Raw genomic sequence first — 18,859 nt, 5'->3', positions numbered from 1 at the left:
AAAAATGGCATTATACCTAAGATGATCAAAGAATAGGCGGTTAACTTTGCATCAAATCGTGTTATCTTGTTAAAAATTGGCGCGCAAGCCAAACTGAAAACCATACTCTATTGCTTACTATTTCAAGGATGAATGATGAAGCTAATGCCTACCTATTCTGTGGCTGTCTATTCGGCTCAAAAATGTCTATATTTCGATTCTGCTGAGGCTGTCAGGTTTGCTGATTTGATGCCTGTAAGCGACGATACGATCCCTGATTCTCATCAATTAAAGTCGATTCAGCAAACCTTGTCGCTCGAGAGTGCGCCCAGTACGTCGCGAATAATTGTCTTAGTACCAGATAGTTGGCTGTCCGTATCGCAACATAGAATCGATCATCCTATCTCTTCTTCTCTATTGCCCTTGGCAGCGTTGAGCTACGCCGTAGAAACGACGTTTTCCCCGCCTGAAAGTGTGATGTTTAGCTATGTACAAGAGGCTTTACCAGCCAAACACACTCAACTTACCGTGTTCGCTTGCTCAAACGAGTGGGCACAGCAACTCCTTGAACCTTTTCAGCTGCTCGCTAAATCGTGTTGTATGATTCCGCAGGGGCAGTGGGTTGATAGGAAATCACGCGCTTACTCTTGGCTTCTGTGCACTCAATGTGCGCTGTCGTTTTATCAACCAGATAAAGAAAAACGAAAAAAGGCCAGACGTCTCTGGGGTTATTTATTGATGCTGAGTTTATTGATTCATAGCGTTGCTTCTGTCTATTTTTGGACGTTACAGCAGCACTCTGAAAAGGCGCTTATGACGTATCAAAAAACACGCTTAGTCCAGTCTGATTGGGTGTTGGCTCAAGAAGAGGGCAATATATTTTCTGAGTCCGTACTGGGTCTAGTTCAGGCGTTGCCTAAGTCGGCTCGACTTGGACAGTTTGATGGTAGCGCGTCATTTGTATCTTTCAAAATGGTACTGCCTAAGCAGGAGCTTGATCTATTGTTGGGCCGTTGGCAAAAGCAGCGCCCAGATTGGCGGTGGGAGATAGAGCAGAGTCCCTATTACTCGTCGTTGACTATGAATCAAGAGGAGGTGGTAGGTGTCTCTATTTCCGTATTTGAAAATTAAGATATCTTCTCTTTATACTATCAAGGGCTCGGTTGTGTTGCCTTTGGTGATGTTGCAGCTTGCCGCGTGGTACCCTTTTTTATCCCAAGTACAGGACGATATGAATCGCCACACTAGACAAAAAGATCGAGCAAATCATGAGTGGGAGCGGGTTAAACAACAGGCAATAAAGCTGCACACGATTAGTTTTATTGATGAACCTTGGGCTCGACATCATGTTGTCGCTTCTCAGACGAATATTCCGACAAAATGGTCATTAGAGGGCATCGCTTCGGTGGCGGAATGGCAGGGGTTACTTGAGAAAATTGAAGTGCAGTTCGCTGTAGGTTTGCTCTCTGTCTATTGGCAAAGAGAGGATGATGGGCAATGGCTGGGGCGATTTTTTTTTAATATTAATGTGCCTAAGGCAAATCGGGAATACCATAATTGGCTGCCATCCAAGTTGCGAGCTTATCGTTTTGAGAGAAAGGATTGGCACCTTCTGTCCACGGTGCGAAAGGACGAAAGTACATCTGCTTTAGTAACCTACAAAAAGAGCCGTTATTGGGTTCGTAAAGGCAGTTGGTTGCCTGAGGCCGGATTATCTGTAAATGCGGTGTCTTTCGATCAAGTTATCTTGGTCGCCAAGGATGGGTCGAAACAGTCGTTGATTATTCGAGAAGCGGATGGTCAGGATGATTAAATCTCTGGTTCACTGGTTTTTTGTATTGGCTTTTTTTGTGCCTCGTTCTGTATGGGCGATGGACGTGTATTTTGAATCGCGTTCTTTGCAAGAAATATTGCCATGGTTGGCGTCTCAAATGAACGAAAGTGTCGTAATTAGCCCAGAAATAAACGACGTATTAACACTATCGATAAAAGACGCAAGTTGGAAAGATGTGATGGAGGCGGTAGCAAAACAACCACATCTTCGACTTGAATGGCAAGGGCGTGTTGCAATCCTAATGCCTGCTGATGTCCCTTCAGCGAAAGACTCAGAGAAGGATTCTGCTTTTTGTCAGCGATTCTACTGGATGTTAAAACACACTAAAGCAGAAACCGTTGGCGCACACTTGCAGACTTTATACCCTTCACTGTCCCTAATTGTCGATAATCGTACCAACTCCATTGTTGCTTATTCTTGTGAGCCATTCGAAGGAATTCAAGAAACCTTAGCTTGGTTAGATACGCCACTTAGGCAAATTGAAATCAGCGCTCAGATAGCGCAAGTTAGCCGTACAGCACAATCACAATTTGGCGTTAACTGGCACACCAAACTGTCAGACGGAATTCGTTCATCCGTTGGGGGTGCTGTTGATTTAGGTGCGTTAACGCCGACCGCTAGCTTGAATTTTTCTAATTTGAGTGGTTCTGGTTTGTTGGCATTTACTTTGGATATGATGGAAAGTGAAGGCATGGCCAATGTTGTCTCTAAGCCAAAAATAGTGACTTCTGAAGGACAGCCTGCTCGAATTGAATCGGGTACGGAAGTGCCTTATCAAACAGTAAGCGATGACAAAGTCAGTATTGAGTTTCGTCAAGCCGCTCTGATGTTGGAGGTAACGCCATTTGTTAAAGACGGCGAGCATATTTTGTTGTCGCTTAACATTCATCAAGACTCGGTTGGAGACTTAGTGAATGGTATTCCTAGTCTAAATACGAATCGCTTAAAAACGCAGGTTGTGGTGAAAAATCAAGAAACGCTTGTTTTAGGTGGGATTTTTCGGGAAGAACGCTTTGAAACTGAGAGTCGAGTCCCTTTCTTTAGTGACATTCCGTTGTTGGGTGAGTTGTTTAAAAGACGTTCCGAACAGCAAGAAAAGGTTGAATTACTTGTATTTATTACGCCAAAGCTGCTACAAATGTCAGATAACTAGGCCGCAGTCTAAATCTGCTTAATTCCGACGTAATTGAATACAATGATAAAAGCCCCCAATATTATTTTAGTAGGCCCAATGGGCGCAGGAAAAACGACGATAGGCCGTTTGATTTCTCAATCAATGGGCAAAGAGTTCTATGATCTAGATAAAGTCATAGAAGACAATGCTGGCGCTGATATCCCTTGGATCTTTGAAAGAGAAGGTGAAGAGGGCTTTCGTAGACGTGAAACTCACGCGTTGTCAGCCATCGTACAATCGGACACAGGTGATTGTGTGTTCGCTACCGGTGGCGGTATCGTGATGCGAGAAGAAAACAGAGACATTCTTCGAGACAACGCATTAGTCGTTTATTTATATGCATCGGTTGCTCAGCAACTGTATCGCACATCCAAAAGCAACCATCGCCCTCTTTTACAAACGGGCGATCCCAAAGCGATTTTGAAAAAGCTATTTGAAGTACGTGACCCTCTTTACAGAGAAGTGGCGACTTTAATCATAGAAACCGATGCTCGCCATCCTAGGTCTGTCGCCAATAGGGTGTTAGATGCGATTCGGCGTCATCTTAAAATGGAGACTACTGTATCCTAATGCGCACGTTAACCGTTGATCTCGGCGACCGCAGCTATCCTATTTTTATTGGTAGAGGCATTCGTCAGCAGAAAGCTCTTTTCGACGATGCTATTCATGGCAAGCAAGTCATGATAGTGACCAATGAAACCATCGCGCCTTTGTATCTTGACTCTATGGTTGCCATGCTGTCCGTGGATTATCACGTAGACACGTGTGTGTTGCCTGATGGTGAAGTGTTTAAAACATTGGATACGTACGGCATGATCATGACAGCGCTGTTGGAAGCGAAGCACAATCGCACGACAACCGTAATTGCTTTAGGCGGCGGTGTCGTTGGTGATATGGCGGGTTTTGCTGCGTCAACGTATCAACGAGGCGTGCCCTTTATTCAAGTTCCGACGACTTTGTTGTCACAAGTGGACTCTTCTGTCGGCGGAAAAACCGGTGTTAATCACCCACTTGGTAAAAATATGATAGGCGCGTTCTATCAGCCGCAAGCCGTTATTATTGATACCGAAACGCTATTGAGTCTGCCTCAACGCGAGTTGTCTGCTGGCATGGCGGAAGTCATTAAATATGGTCTGATTTGTGATGTGCCGTTTTTCGATTGGCTAGAGCAAGAAATGCCTCACTTGATGGCGTTGGACAATGACAAAATCAGCGACGCTATTTATCGATCTTGTTTGGCGAAAGCCAATGTGGTTTCTCAAGACGAGAGAGAAGGCGGTATTCGTGCTATTTTAAATTTGGGCCATACTTTTGGCCATGCAATTGAAACGGAAATGGGGTACGGAAATTGGCTGCACGGCGAAGCTGTCGCTGTGGGTAGTGTGTTGGCGATTGACCTTTCTTGGCGCATGGGGAATTTAACGGAGCACGATGTCAGCCGTTCTGTGGCGCTTTTTCAAGCGGCCAATTTACCGGTATTGCCGCCTGAAAATATGACGGTTGATTGCTTTATCGAGCGCATGGCGTTGGATAAAAAAGTACTAGATGGCAGTTTACGTTTGGTTTTACTAGGCGCGCTGGGTGAGGCTATAGTGACATCGGACTTTCCGATGGAGGACTTCAATGCCTGCCTTCTGGACGCACTTGAAGCGAGTAAGCAAGCGAATCTTACTTAATTATGTTGGTAACTTATTGTTGAAGGACGAAGTATGTCAAAGCCAGACTTTCAGTTTGACCTAGAGGATGCGCTCAATCAGCCCTCAAAAGCGACGCTGAGGGATCCTTTTGGCTCGAAAGACGCTTCTGTCTATTTCGCCTCTGAAGAGGGTAACCAGCAGCTTGCGCTGCTTGAGCATTTAAGCCGTTATAGTAGCCTGCTCTCTGTGGTTCAAGGACCGCAAGGCAGTGGCAAAAGTCGTTTTTTGATGGAATTCGCTCGACATCAAGACGATACGACGGTCGTCAGTCACGTCAAAGGCACTATGCTGATGACGGCTGGGCAACTGCTGCAAGCCATATACACAGGGTTTTCTAGCCATTTCACACAACCTCCAAATGAGACAACCTTTGGGCCTTTGCTTAAGTTTTCTCATGATCTAGACGAGAAAGGCCAAGCGGCGTTGGTGTTGATTGATAATGCGCAAGAGCTAAACACCGATGCGGTGAGTATGTTGTTAGACATGATGTCTTTGGCAACAGACAATCAAACCGTCCCTCATGTTGTTCTATTTAGCGAATACCCTTTATCTCGTAATTTGGATGCGTATCAGCGCTCTCGCTATGAACAGCTAAGTCATTCGTTTACCTTGGCGCCTTATTCATTGGAGCAAACGCGAGCGTATTTATTGCATCGTGTTCGTGCCGTAGGCGGCGGGATCAATTTGCCGTTTAATGACAAGCAGGTAAAGCAGATTTACCAAGAGTCCGCTGGTTATCCTGGGCGCATTAATCAAATGGCCCAGGTCATGATGGGCAATGGCAATAAACCCGAAAAGTCGGGTATGCGTTTTAATCTTGCGATGGGATTTCCTTTGGCTCACATGGCATTACTGTCAGTGGTGATGCTAGGTATTTTAGTGGCGGTGTTATTCTCTGATAAACAGTCGGATAAACCTTCACCCTCCACAGGTTCAGCAGACAGGACCAGTAATGTGATTCCTTTGAGTCCACGACAAGGTCAGTCTTCTGCGGAGACCATTGCTCGAATCGATGCGATGCAACGTAAAATTGGGCAAGATGGTGAAATTGTCTTACCGCCAATTCCTATGAGCACATCATTACCCGCTATTAGTAAGTCCAATGTGCCGTCTATGGTGGCACCGACGATTTCCACGGCGCCTATTCGTTCTGAAGCGCCTTTGGCACAAGCGGCTCCTGTGGTCGACGTGCCTGTGACACCGCCGAAAAATGAACGGGCAAACTTGAAAATTTCGCAAGACCCATTTGATAAGACAGAATGGTGGTTATCGCAAAATCCTAACCGCTACACGCTGCAACTTTTAGGCACTTATAATAAATCAACCGTGCAGGATTTCATTCGTGATCAAGGTGGCGTCGATGCGTTTGGCTATTTCAAATCCAAACATAATGCCAAAGATTGGTTTGTGGTCGTGTACGGTTCCTATCGTAATCGCAGTGAAGCCATAGCGGCCTCAGAGACACTTCCCAAAGACATTCGAGACCTTAATCCTTGGGCACGCAGTGCTCGTGGTATTCAGGACGATATTAAGAAAGCTCAATGATACCGAGTTTTCTGTTGCGCTAGAACGTATAAAGCCTCACAAAAGTGCCGTTTTGTGAGGCTTTTGTATAGAGAATCTTTAAATTAAGTAAAAATCACTGTAATTCTCTGAAAAACATGAATGAACAGTGGAATTTTCTGTTTGGAAAAACTCCAGCCATAGATAATTCTCTAAGTCCCCGTTATTTGCCGCTAAACCCCCTGTAAAAACCGCCAAAATAACATAAAGTCGCTCTGCATCAATTTGAGTAGTGTCCTTGGGCAGGGTAGTATGATCGTCCATTTTGGTGGTATTTAGGGTAGATGATAGTCATTCTCGAAGTGATTTTTTTTACACATTCATTTTTTAGTCCAGCCACCTGATACTCAAATTTTTTCTCTAATTATTATTTTATGTTTCAACTGTGGGAGTTGGTGTATGAATGCAGGCCTTTATCGTCCTGGCGAGTTCAAAGACAACTGTGGCTTTGGCTTAATTGCTCATATGGAAGGCAATACAAGTCATGAGCTGCTAAAAACTGCGATTCAATCTTTGACATGTATGACACACCGCGGTGGTATTGCCGCCGATGGAAAAACCGGTGACGGCTGTGGTCTTTTGATACAGAAGCCTGATGCTTTTTTGCGTAACGAAGCCATTAATTTGTTTAGTCACACCCTGTCTGACCTTTATGGCATTGGCATGGTGTTTTTAGATCAGGATGAAGCGCTTGCGACGGAGCAGCGTGACGAATTAACCAGACAGCTTAAAGAACAAGACTTGAATGTTGTTGGCTGGCGTGAAGTGCCTACCGATGCGTCTTGTCTTGGTCGCATTGCTGAAGAATGTTTACCACGTATTGAGCAAGTCTTTATCGATAGTAATCGTATGGATGCTCGTACTTTCTCGACGCGCTTGTTTGTTGCTCGTCGTCAGACTGAAATGGCGCTCGCGCAATACGAAAATTTCTACGTCTGTTCCTTGTCAGATAAAGTGTTGTCTTACAAAGGCCTGATGATGCCAGCGGATTTGCCGTCTTTCTATAAAGATCTAGGCAATGAAAAATTGCAAACGGCGATTTGTGTGTTTCATCAACGTTTCTCTACTAATACGTTGCCAAAGTGGCCGCTTGCTCAGCCATTCCGTATGTTGGCGCACAATGGTGAAATCAATACGATAGAAGGTAACCGCAACTGGGCTCTGGCCCGTGCGAATAAATTACGTTCGCCTTTGATCCCTGAATTACAAGATCTTCAGCCATTGGTTAACTTGACCGGTTCTGATTCATCCTCAATGGATAATATGTTGGAAGTGCTTGTGACGGGCGGTATGGATATTTTCCGCGCGGCGCGTTTGATCATTCCACCAGCGTGGCAAAACGTTGAAAACATGGATCCAGAGTTGCGTGCTTTTTACGAATACAATTCTATGCACATGGAACCATGGGATGGCCCAGCAGGCTTGGTCATGACAGACGGCCGTCATGCGATATGCATGTTGGATCGTAATGGATTACGCCCAGCCCGTTGGGTTGTGACTAAGAACGGCTTCATTACGCTCGCGTCTGAAATCGGCACTTACGATTACAAACCAGAAGACGTCGTTGCGAAAGGTCGTGTTGGTCCTGGTCAAATGCTGGTGATTGATACGCAAACAGGCAAGATGCTTCACACTCAAGACATCGATAATCGCCTTAAGTCTCTTCATCCGTATAAAAAGTGGTTGAAGCAAGAAGCGATTCGTATCGAATCATTGTTAGAAGAATCGACTCAAGAGTTTGTGCCGTTTACTAAAGATGAAATGATGGTTTATCAGAAGATGTTCCAAGTGTCTTTTGAAGAACGTGAGCAAATTTTCCGCCCATTAGCAGAAAGCGGCCATGAAGCCGTAGGTTCTATGGGGGATGATACGCCAATGGCTGTTATGTCGAGCCAGACTCGTCCATTGACGGATTACTTCCGTCAGAAATTTGCGCAAGTCACCAATCCGCCAATCGATCCATTGCGCGAATCGATCGTCATGTCTTTGGAAACGTGCATTGGTGTCGAGCGTAACTTGTTTGAAGAAACGCCAAAGCATGCCAATCGTATTATTATGTCTTCGCCAGTATTGTCACCACGTAAATACAGTCGTTTATTGGCTCTGAATGATCACCGCTTCCGGTTGGTGCGTCTGGATACTAATTTCAACCCAGAAGATATTTCTCTTGAGCAAGCGGTTAAAAACTTGCAAGCGAAAGCAGAAGAAGAAGTTAAAAATGGTGCGGTAATTCTCGTACTGAGCGATCGTGATATTGCTAAAGGTCATTTACCGATTCCTGCGCCAATGTCAGTGGGCGCTGTTCACCACCATTTAACGAAGGTTGGTTTGCGTTGCGATTCTAACATTATTGCTGACACCGGCTTCGCTCGTGATCCTCACCAGTTTGCCGTCTTGCTAGGCTTTGGTGCGACAGCCGTTTATCCGTACCTGTCTTTCCGTCTGATCAATGACATGATCGATAAAGGCGAAGTATTGGGTGATCCAATTGCTTGTCATGCGAAATATCGTAAAGGTATTAACAAAGGTTTAATGAAGATCCTTTCAAAAATGGGGATCTCGACCATGGCGTCTTACCGTGGTGCTCAATTATTTGAAGCCATTGGTTTGGACACTGCCATTGTCGAGCTTTGTTTCAAAGGGGTTGCTAGCCGAATTAAAGGTGCGAAGTTTGAAGACTTCCAACGTGAGCAAACAACCATTGCTGGCAACGCTTGGAAATTGCGTAAGCCGATCCAACAGGGCGGTTATATAAAATACGTGCATGATGCAGAATACCATGCGTTCAATCCTGACGTTGTTCGTAACCTGCAACTGGCAGTAGGTTCGGGTAAGTTTGGAGACTTCACTAAATACACTGACTTGGTCAATAATCGTCCGGCGTCTATGTTGCGTGACTTGTTCGCTGTGTCTGATAAAGCCAAAGCCATTTCTGTGGATGATGTTGAATCGATTGAAAGCATCCTTCCGCGCTTTGACTCTGCGGGTATGTCATTAGGGGCTTTGTCTCCAGAAGCGCATGAATCTTTGGCGCAAGCGATGAACGAACTTGGTTGTCGCTCAAATTCAGGTGAAGGCGGTGAAGACCCTGCTCGTCACGGAACAGAGCGTCGCTCTAAGATCAAGCAAATCGCTTCGGGTCGTTTTGGTGTGACGCCGGAATATCTAGTCAATGCAGAAGTGCTACAGATTAAAGTGGCACAAGGTGCAAAACCGGGTGAAGGTGGTCAGCTTCCTGGCGGCAAAGTAAACGATCTGATTGCACGTTTGCGTTATGCGGTACCAGGTGTGACTTTAATTTCACCGCCGCCGCATCATGATATTTATTCGATTGAAGATTTGGCCCAGCTAATTTTTGATTTGAAGCAAGTTAACCCAGAAGCGCTAATTTCTGTGAAGCTAGTGTCTGAACCGGGTGTGGGCACAATCGCAGCGGGCGTGGCAAAAGCCTATGCGGATTTGATCACTATTTCTGGTTATGACGGTGGTACTGCCGCGTCGCCAATCACCTCGATTCGTCATGCGGGTTCACCGTGGGAATTGGGTTTGGCCGAAGCGCAGCAAGCACTTCGTTCTAACGATCTTCGAGGCAAGATTCGCTTGCAAACCGACGGTGGTCTAAAAACCGGTCTAGATGTGGTGAAAGCTGCCATTCTTGGAGCGGAAAGTTTTGGTTTCGGTACGACGCCGATGATTGCCATGGGGTGTAAATATCTACGAATTTGTCACCTAAATAACTGTGCAACCGGTGTGGCGACTCAGGATCAAGGTTTGCGTGATGATCACTTCATTGGCACGGTCGACATGATCAAGAATTTCTTCTTGTTTATGGCACAAGATACGCGGCTATGGTTGGCGAAGTTAGGTGTTTCTCGTCTACAGGATCTAATTGGTCGTACTGATTTATTGGTTTTGCTTGCTGGTGAAACGGAAAAACAGCGTAATTTAGATTTATCGCCAATCTTGAACAATGATTTTATCCCAGCGGATAAGCCACAATATTGCGATTTGCCGTTTAATCCTCCTCATGACAAGGGCCTATTGGCGCTTAAAATGTGGGACACAATGAAAGACGTCATCGAAGAAAAGGAAGGTGGCGAATTCGAATTTGCTGTGACCAACTGTGATCGTTCTATTGGTGCGCGTTTGTCTGGTGAAATTGCGAAACGTTACGGCAATCAAGGTATGTCTGACATGCCGATTACATTGAAATTGACTGGTACAGCGGGTCAAAGCTTTGGTGTATGGAACGCGGGTGGCTTGAACATGTACTTGGATGGCGACGCGAATGATTATGTGGGTAAAGGTATGACGGGCGGTAAACTAGTCATACGTCCACCACGTGGTTCATCGTTTAAGTCTCAGATTTCAGCGATCATAGGTAACACCTGTTTGTATGGTGCGACGGGCGGTAAATTGTTTGCAGCGGGCACCGCCGGCGAACGATTTGCAGTGCGTAACTCTGGTACACATACGGTGATCGAAGGCGCTGGCGACCACTGCTGTGAATACATGACTGGCGGTATGGTAACGGTGCTGGGTAATACCGGTTATAACTTTGGTGCGGGTATGACAGGCGGCTTTGCTTATGTGCTCGATTTAGACCGTACCTTCGTGGATAAATACAACCATGAGTTGGTGGAAATTCACCGCATTGGTACGGAATTAACGGAAGAATATCGCTCACACCTTCGCTCTGTGATCGAAGAATATGTCCGCGAAACTGACAGCGAATGGGGCCATGAAATCTTAGAAAACTTCTATGACTACATCGGCAAGTTCTGGCTAGTAAAACCAAAAGCAGCGAGTTTAGGCGCGCTCTTGGCAAATACTCGTCAACGTCCGGAATAAAACACGCTGTTATGGCGCTTTGTTTGCAGTAAGCAAAGCGTCGTGTACGAATCAGTCTGACCCATTTGAGAGAAGTGCCGCTTGTTTGCAAGCGGCCGAGGAGATAGCAGCTTATGTCTGAGCGCTTGAATAACGCATTTCAATTCGTCGAAGTGGACCGTAAGGATCCTAAGAAAAAGCCTTTAATTACTCGTAAGGCGCAATTCGTCGAAATTTATAAACCGTTTGAAGAGGCAGGTGCAAAAGATCAATCGCACCGCTGTCTAGAATGTGGCAACCCTTATTGTGAGTGGAAATGTCCTGTCCATAACTACATTCCAAATTGGCTGAGATTAGTCAGTGAAGGCAGTATTTTGGAAGCGGCTGAGTTGTGTCATCAAACCAACTCTTTGCCAGAAGTGTGTGGCCGTGTTTGCCCACAAGATCGTCTGTGTGAAGGCGCTTGTACACTGGGTGAAGGTGGTTTTGGTGCGGTTACTATTGGTTCTGTTGAAAAATACATTACGGATACGGCTTTTGCTTTAGGCTGGCGTCCTGATATGTCTAACGTTGTGCCGGTTAATAAAACCGTCGCTATTGTAGGCGCAGGTCCTGCAGGGCTAGCTTGCGCGGATGTCTTGGTGCGTAACGGTATTAAGCCTGTCGTATTTGATAAATACCCAGAGATTGGTGGCTTGCTGACGTTTGGTATTCCTGAATTCAAATTGGAAAAAAGTGTCATGACGCGACGTCGTGAAATTTTTGAAGAAATGGGCGTTGAGTTTGTGTTGGGCACCTCGGTTGGTGATGACGTGCCGTTTGAACATGTATTGGAAGAGTACGATGCGGTTTTCTTAGGCATGGGCACCTACAAATACATGAAAGGCGGTTTTTCAGGTGAAGATCTACCGGGTGTTTACGATGCTTTAGATTATCTGGTCTCTAACGTGAATCACTGCCTAGACTTCGAAGAAGATGAAGCCGATTACATCAATCTAAAAGGCAAGCAAGTGGTTGTTTTGGGTGGTGGTGATACCGCGATGGACTGTAACCGTACAGCCATTCGTCAAGGCGCGAAAAGCGTGTCTTGCGCATATCGTCGTGACCAAGAAAACATGCCTGGTTCTCGTAAAGAAGTGACCAATGCCAAAGAAGAAGGTGTGCAGTTCCTCTTTAATCGTCAACCAATTGAAATTATTGGTGACGGCAAAGTAGAAGGCATTAAGGTGGTCGAAACGCAAATGGGTGAACCGGATGAAAACGGTCGCCGTACGGCTGAAATTGTTGAAGGCAGTGAGCAGATTATTCCTGCTGACACGGTTTTGATCGCGTTTGGTTTCCAAGCCAGTCCAGCACCTTGGTTCGAAAAGTTTGGTATCGAAGTTGATGCTCGTGGCCGTGTTATTGCGCCTAAGAAAGGCAAGTACATGTTTCAAACCACCAATGAAAAAATCTTTGCTGGTGGCGATATGGTTCGAGGCTCTGACTTAGTGGTAACAGCGATAGATGAAGGTCGTAAAGCGGCCGAAGGCATCATGGACTTCTTAGACGTTTAAGCGCACGTCTTTATGCCGTAAACAGTATGAAAAACGTCAGTTTGGATAGCCAAACTGACGTTTTTTTTGCATTTCTAATAGGTTTTAATACCGATGAAAGTCGATAAAATTATTAAATCCGCCTATTAGTCATCCGAACTGGGCTCGCGAACGTATTAGATAGAATACCTAACTCAAAGGATTACTATGTTTTCATTTCTGAAGTCTGACCCTCTCAAAAAGCTCAATAAAGAATATGGCGAATTACTCGAAAAAGCCATGCAAGCGCAACGCGGCGGTGACATTCGGCTATATTCAGAATTAACGGAACAAGCCGAAGCGGTGAAAGTGAAAATAGATAAAGAGAGTTCTAAATAAAAACGCGGCGCCATACTAAGGGCGGCGCGCTTTTTTATGTCGCTCTAGTGGTTAAACCGTTGCTGTATTTTCTGGTATTCGAATCAATGCCAAGCTTTCTTCTGCGAAGCCAGTACCAGCCTCTGTGTAGAAGTTGAATACATTGTCTATGCCTGCGGCAAGAAGCGTTTCTCGTTCATCCTGATAGCGTGCAATCGCTGCGATTTGACCTTGGTAGTTAGCCTTACGTAACTGAATGGCAACATTGGTAGTGTCTTCAGCTGCAGGTAAAGCCAGCAAAACAAGGTTGATGCAAGAGGTATCCAGACGTTCCCATAAGTCCGCGTCTTCACCGTCACCATAGAAAACATTTTCGTTGTCTTCTTGCATTTGGTTAATACGATTTCTGTCCGCGTCCATGCCGGCGACGGTGCCATCCGATAAGGTTTTTAACGACTCAAACGCGCCACGGCCGACTCGGCCCAAACCAACGACGAGAATTTCAGTATTCACCGGCTGAACAAAAACGTCTTCTGGTAAGCAGTCTGTGTCTTCATAACGACGAATGACTTCTTTGTTTTTATGGTACAAGTGGTGAACATTGCGATACAACACACTGGTGATGACGAACGAGAAAGACACCGCCAGCGCTAACACCACCAACCATTCTTTTTCTAACCATCCATTTGTCACACTCAATGCCACAACGATAAGGCCGAATTCACTGTAATTGGACAGAATCATTGACGATAAAAACGCCGTCCTGCCGCGCAATTTCAGCTTGGTCAATATAAAAAAGAAGAGTGCGAATTTCGCCAAAATAACAAGAGTAATGATCAAACTCATGCCGACCATGCTTAAGGTGGGCAAAGCGGTAAAACCAATCGATAAGAAAAAACCGATTAAAAATAGATCCTTGAAATTCATCAGGGACTTATTCATTTCGGCCGCTTTGGAATGCGACGCGAGCAAAATACCAACGATCAAGGCGCCCAAATCGCCTTTGACGCCAACCAAATAAAATAACTCATAACCGCCTAACGCGAGGAAAAGTCCAGTGAGCGGCAGCATTTCTCCGTGTCCGGCTTTATCAACTACCTTGTTAATGATCGGACGAATCAGCAGTAAACCAAATAAACCCAGCGCCCAAATAGAAGGAATTTTTCCAGTGGCGGCCACCAAAAACACCACGGCAACAATGTCTTGCATGACCAAAATACCCAGTGACAATTGACCATGACGGGTTTTCAGCTCGCTGCTTTCTTCCAGCAATTTCATCACACAAACCGTGCTGGAAAAACTGAGCGCAAAGCCAAGTAGTGCCGCAGTTTTAAAATCGAGTACGCCGAAATAGGGTAGGCTCAGCGTACCAAGCAACAAGGCGATGCCGCCAAAAAGCAATGACCAAACTCCCATGTGACCCAGTGTCGACGCCCATACTTCACGTTTAAGCAGGTCTTTGACATGCAGCTTTAAGCCAATACAGAACAGCATTAAGGTGATGCCGATGTTGGCCAGCGAATCCAGCGTCGAGCTGGCTTCTAATCCCGCAAAATTGAGCAAAAAACCCGCCAGCAAAAAGCCGATTAATGGCGGTAGGTTTATCATTTTTACAGCGAGTCCGCAGGCAAACGCGAATAAGATCCAAATAAATTCCATGCAGCTTTTCTCAGTAAATGGCGTTGACAAAGGGGAATATAATACGGAATTTACGAGTATTGCGCAGCACGTAATACGGGGATTTAACACTTCTCCAACAATTCTATTCACATATCAAAAACGGTATGCAGTACAACATTTATTCTATTTGAATGGTATGTCTGTTTTCCATACTCTAAATAACAGGTTTTTAAGACCTGATTGGCTAGAAAAAATAATCATAATAACCCTATGGCCAACTGAGTTTGCTCTTCATTGTGCTGACTCGGCCGTAACAGGAGAAGCTAATGAACTATCTAAAGAATGCCATTGCTGGTTTAGTGCTTGGTGCGACTGTACTCAGTTCCGCTAGTACTTTGGCTGCGAATGGCTATGTTGGTATTGCCATGCCAACTAAGTCCTCTGCTCGTTGGATCACCGATGGCGATTCTATGGTGCAACTCTTCAAGGACGCTGGTTATAAAGTTGATCTGCAATACGCAGAAGATGAAATTCCAAACCAGCTCTCTCAAATTGAAAACATGATCGTAAAAGGCGTTGATGTATTGGTCATCGCTGCGATTGATGGTACTACCCTTTCAAATGCGCTGGAAAATGCTAATGCTGCTGGTATCAAAGTTATTTCTTATGATCGCCTGATCAAAAACAGTCCTTATGTGAGTTATTACGCGACCTTTGATAATTTCAAAGTTGGCGTGTTGCAAGCTAAGTCTCTAGTAAACGGAATGGAAAAACGCGGTAAAGGCCCTTACAACGTCGAATTGTTTGGTGGTTCACCTGACGATAATAACGCGTATTTCTTCTATAACGGTGCGATGTCAGTACTTCAACCTTTGATCGATTCTGGCAAGGTGAATGTCGTATCAGGCCAAATGGGTATGGACAAAGTGGGGACATTGCGTTGGGACGGTGCAACCGCTCAATCGCGTATGGATAACTTGCTTTCAGCCCATTACACCGATCAACGTATTAATGGCGTGTTATCGCCTTATGATGGTATTTCCATTGGTATTTTGTCGTCACTTAAAGGTGTCGGTTATGGTTCTGGCGGCGTGCCAATGCCGATAGTAACAGGACAAGATGCGGAAGTTCAGTCGGTTAAATCGATTATTGCCGGTGAGCAATACTCTACGATTTTTAAAGACACTCGCGAGTTAGCAAATGTCACAGTAGGTATGGTTCAAGCGGTTTTAAATGATGTGACACCTCAAATCAATGACACTAAAACTTACGACAATGGCATCAAAGTGGTTCCAAGCTATTTGCTTGAGCCTGTAACGGTTGATAAATCCAACTGGAAAGATGTTTTGTTAGGTAGTGGTTACTATATGAAGTCTCAGATCGAATAAACACACGATGACTGTGTTCGTTAATATCCTAATTCAACAATAATAAACCAGCGAGTACGCTATGAACTGTGTGTCGATGCAGTCGTAGCGTGCTCACTAATGGGATGTTTTATGGAAAATATTATTTTGGAAATGCGCAGCATTACCAAGACGTTTCCTGGAGTAAAAGCCCTCGATGCGGTGAACCTTAAAGTTCGAGATGGCGAGATTCACGCTTTAGTGGGTGAAAATGGTGCAGGTAAATCGACTCTTATGAAGGTGTTGAGTGGGGTTTATCCACATGGAAGCTATGAAGGCGATATTCTTTTTAATGATGAAGCGGTCGCGTTTTCCGGAATAACGGACAGCGAAGAAAAAGGCATCATTATTATTCACCAAGAGCTGGCGCTAGTGCCGCTTTTATCCATCGCTGAGAATCTATTTTTAGGTAATGAGAATGTCGAAAACGGCGTGATTAACTGGCCAAAAACCTATTCTCGTACACAAGAGTTATTAGCAAAAGTTGGTCTAAAAGAGTCACCATCCACCTTAGTTGGTCAATTAGGTGTGGGCAAGCAGCAACTAGTTGAGATTGCGAAAGCCCTTGCCAAAGAAGTGAAGTTATTGATTCTGGATGAGCCAACCGCTGCATTACAAGAGAACGACAGCGCCAAGTTGCTTGATCTGTTGCTGGAATTTAAAGCACAAGGCATTTCTTCTATCCTGATCACCCACAAGCTAAACGAAATCAGTCGTGTAGCAGACACCATCACCGTTATTCGTGATGGTGCCTCTGTATCGACATTAGATTGCCGTGCGCAAAGCATTAGTGAAGAAGACATTATTCGTGACATGGTTGGCCGAGATATGGCGAATCGTTACCCCGCAAGAAAGAAACCGATCCAAGAAGGTCACTTAGGCAAAACGCTGATGGAAGTCAGCAACTGGAATGTTTGGCACCCTGATGCGATAGATCGCCAAATGATTCATGACATCGCCTTCAATGTTCATGCTGGCGAAATCGTCGGTATTGCTGGTTTGATGGGGTCAGGTCGAACTGAATTGGCAATGAGCCTATTTGGAAAAAGTTACGGAAAAAATATTCAAGGCAAAGTGAGTTTGCGTGGCGAAGTCGCTGATTTATCGACGGTACCAAAAGCCATAAAAAGTGGCTTAGCTTACGTAACGGAAGACCGCAAAGAGTTGGGTTTGATCCTTGAAGAAAGCATTCAAACCAACACGACATTAGCGAACCTAGACCGTGTGTCTTCGAATGGCGTGATTGATGAAAATATAGAACGTCAGGTCTCCGAAGATTATCGCAAAGCACTTAATATCCGCACGCCGAGTGTGTTCCAAAAAGTGATGAACTTATCAGGCGGGAATCAGCAAAAAGTGGTGTTGAGTAAATGGCTATATTCACAGCCAGACGTGCTGATTCTAGATGAGCCAACTCGCGGTATTGACGTGGGGGCCAAGTTTGAAATTTACAGCATCATCAATCAGCTCGCCGATGACGGCAAAGGTGTGGTGATGATTTCTTCAGAGATGCCAGAGTTACTGGGTATGTGTGATCGTATTTACGTGATGAACGAAGGCCGTTTTGTTGGTGAGTTAGACAAAGCTGATGCGAGCCAAGAAAAAATCATGTCAATGATAGTGAAAGCGTAACGGAGCAATAATAATGACAACAAAAGAAACCTCTACAGTGATCCAGTCGGCACCTTCTGTTGCCAGCTACTTGAAATCGCATATGCGTGATTACGGCATGTTGATCGCACTGGTTGTGATTATGGGCATGTTTCAGTTTTTGACCGATGGCATCTTGATGCGTCCGGTTAACTTAACCAATTTATTTTTACAGAATAGTTACATCATTATCATGGCAATTGGCATGTTACTGGTCATTGTAGCGGGGCACATTGATTTATCGGTTGGTTCGGTGGCGGGCTTTATCGGTGCGTTAGCGGCGGTAATGGCAGTGAATTATGACTTGCCAACCATTATCGTGGTGCCAGTGTGTCTTATCGTTGGTTTGATCATCGGTGGCTTACAAGGCTATTGGATTGCCTACTGGAAAATCCCCGCGTTTATCGTCACCTTGGCAGGCATGTTGGTGTTTCGTGGTCTGACTTTGGCCTTGTTGGAAGGCCAGTCTATTGGCCCTTTTCCAGAAAGTTTTCAATTGTTGAGTACAGGGTTTGTGCCTGATGTGTTTGGTGTTGGTCGTCCTAATGTCACGGCTCTTGTATTGGGTGTGTTGGCAGCGAGCGCGATTGTCTTTTTGGCTGCACGCAGCCGATTTCGAGCGTTGAAATACGGTATCCAAGATGAGCCTTTTTCGTTCTTTATCGTTAAGAATGCTTTGATCGCAGTGGCTATTATTTATTTGTCTTACATGTTGAGCACTTACCGTGGCTTGCCAAATGTGCTGATGACCATGGCGGTGTTGATCGCGATTTATACCTTCTTGACCAACAGCACCACAATTGGTCGTCGCATCTATGCTTTGGGTGGCAATGTAAAAGCCGCTAAGCTATCGGGTATTAATACAGAACGCTTAACCTTTTTGACCTTTGCCAATATGGGCATGTTGGCCGCATTGGCCGGTTTGATCTTTGCCGCACGCTTAAATACAGCGACGCCAAAAGCGGGTTTCGCCATGGAGTTAGATGTTATTGCAGCCGTATTTATCGGTGGCGCTTCCATGTCGGGCGGCGTTGGTAAGATCATCGGCGCGGTGATTGGTGCCTTCATCATGGGCGTAATGAACAACGGGATGTCGATATTGGGTATAGGGATTGATTGGCAGCAGGTTATTAAGGGCTTGGTATTGCTCGCTGCGGTTATCTTCGACGTCTACAACAAACAAAAAGCGCGCTAAGAACGCGGGTTAAGGAGTG

Annotated in this window: 13 protein-coding genes; 12 read left to right on the top strand and 1 reads right to left on the bottom strand. The window is 45.2% G+C overall.

What is annotated here, in order from left to right; translation table 11 throughout:
- The first annotated feature begins 144 nt into the window (after positions 1-144).
- The 9 genes from MP3633_RS17395 to MP3633_RS17355 all read left to right on the top strand — a co-directional run bounded on the left by MP3633_RS17395 (position 145) and on the right by MP3633_RS17355 (position 12,990).
- Complete coding sequence (locus tag MP3633_RS17395) at positions 145-1,110, top strand: hypothetical protein (protein ID WP_217909025.1); 966 nt, start codon at positions 145-147, stop codon at positions 1,108-1,110.
- Complete coding sequence (locus MP3633_RS17390) at positions 1,082-1,792, top strand: hypothetical protein (protein WP_176336486.1); 711 nt, start codon at positions 1,082-1,084, stop codon at positions 1,790-1,792. Before MP3633_RS17395 ends, MP3633_RS17390 begins: the two co-directional genes overlap by 29 nt.
- On the top strand, positions 1,785-2,966 hold the full coding sequence (locus tag MP3633_RS17385; protein WP_176336485.1) for a type IV pilus secretin PilQ: 1,182 nt from the start codon (positions 1,785-1,787) through the stop codon (positions 2,964-2,966). Before MP3633_RS17390 ends, MP3633_RS17385 begins: the two co-directional genes overlap by 8 nt.
- Positions 2,967-3,008: 42 nt before the next feature.
- Positions 3,009-3,557: a shikimate kinase gene (locus MP3633_RS17380; RefSeq protein ID WP_112135038.1), complete on the top strand. Its 549-nt coding sequence runs from the start codon at positions 3,009-3,011 to the stop codon at positions 3,555-3,557.
- Positions 3,557-4,663 (top strand): 3-dehydroquinate synthase, encoded by a 1,107-nt coding sequence (gene aroB / locus MP3633_RS17375; protein ID WP_176336484.1) that lies wholly within the window; start codon positions 3,557-3,559, stop codon positions 4,661-4,663. Before MP3633_RS17380 ends, aroB begins: the two co-directional genes overlap by 1 nt.
- Before the next feature lie 33 nt (positions 4,664-4,696).
- Entirely contained in the window at positions 4,697-6,229 is a 1,533-nt protein-coding gene (locus MP3633_RS17370; protein ID WP_176336483.1) for an SPOR domain-containing protein, read from the top strand.
- 417 nt (positions 6,230-6,646) lie between these two features.
- Entirely contained in the window at positions 6,647-11,098 is a 4,452-nt protein-coding gene (gene gltB, locus MP3633_RS17365) for a glutamate synthase large subunit (protein WP_176336482.1), read from the top strand.
- Between the two features lie 113 nt (positions 11,099-11,211).
- Positions 11,212-12,633, top strand: a complete 1,422-nt coding sequence (locus MP3633_RS17360) for an FAD-dependent oxidoreductase (RefSeq protein WP_112135029.1) — start codon at positions 11,212-11,214, stop codon at positions 12,631-12,633.
- Between the two features lie 186 nt (positions 12,634-12,819).
- Positions 12,820-12,990 carry a DUF6435 family protein gene (locus MP3633_RS17355; RefSeq protein WP_112135027.1) on the top strand — a complete coding sequence of 57 codons (171 nt, stop codon included), beginning with the start codon at positions 12,820-12,822 and terminating at the stop codon, positions 12,988-12,990.
- A 51-nt stretch (positions 12,991-13,041) separates the two neighbouring features.
- On the opposite strand, the gene MP3633_RS17350 is transcribed toward MP3633_RS17355, so the two are convergent.
- Positions 13,042-14,628 carry a cation:proton antiporter family protein gene (locus MP3633_RS17350; protein WP_176336481.1) on the bottom strand — a complete coding sequence of 529 codons (1,587 nt, stop codon included), beginning with the start codon at positions 14,626-14,628 and terminating at the stop codon, positions 13,042-13,044.
- Positions 14,629-14,915: 287 nt separating this feature from the next.
- Between MP3633_RS17350 and chvE the strand changes: the two genes are divergently transcribed.
- From chvE to mmsB, 3 genes are all read left to right on the top strand, one after another.
- Complete coding sequence (gene chvE, locus MP3633_RS17345) at positions 14,916-15,977, top strand: multiple monosaccharide ABC transporter substrate-binding protein (RefSeq protein WP_176336480.1); 1,062 nt, start codon at positions 14,916-14,918, stop codon at positions 15,975-15,977.
- 111 nt (positions 15,978-16,088) lie between these two features.
- Positions 16,089-17,627, top strand: coding sequence for a multiple monosaccharide ABC transporter ATP-binding protein (gene mmsA / locus MP3633_RS17340; RefSeq protein ID WP_176336479.1), 1,539 nt, complete (start codon positions 16,089-16,091; stop codon positions 17,625-17,627).
- 13 nt (positions 17,628-17,640) lie between these two features.
- On the top strand, positions 17,641-18,840 hold the full coding sequence (gene mmsB / locus MP3633_RS17335; protein ID WP_176336478.1) for a multiple monosaccharide ABC transporter permease: 1,200 nt from the start codon (positions 17,641-17,643) through the stop codon (positions 18,838-18,840).
- Positions 18,841-18,859: the final 19 nt, after the last annotated feature.

The organism is Marinomonas primoryensis (assembly GCF_013372285.1).
GTDB lineage: Bacteria > Pseudomonadota > Gammaproteobacteria > Pseudomonadales > Marinomonadaceae > Marinomonas > Marinomonas primoryensis.
This window is presented reverse-complemented; position numbering and strand designations above follow the sequence as displayed.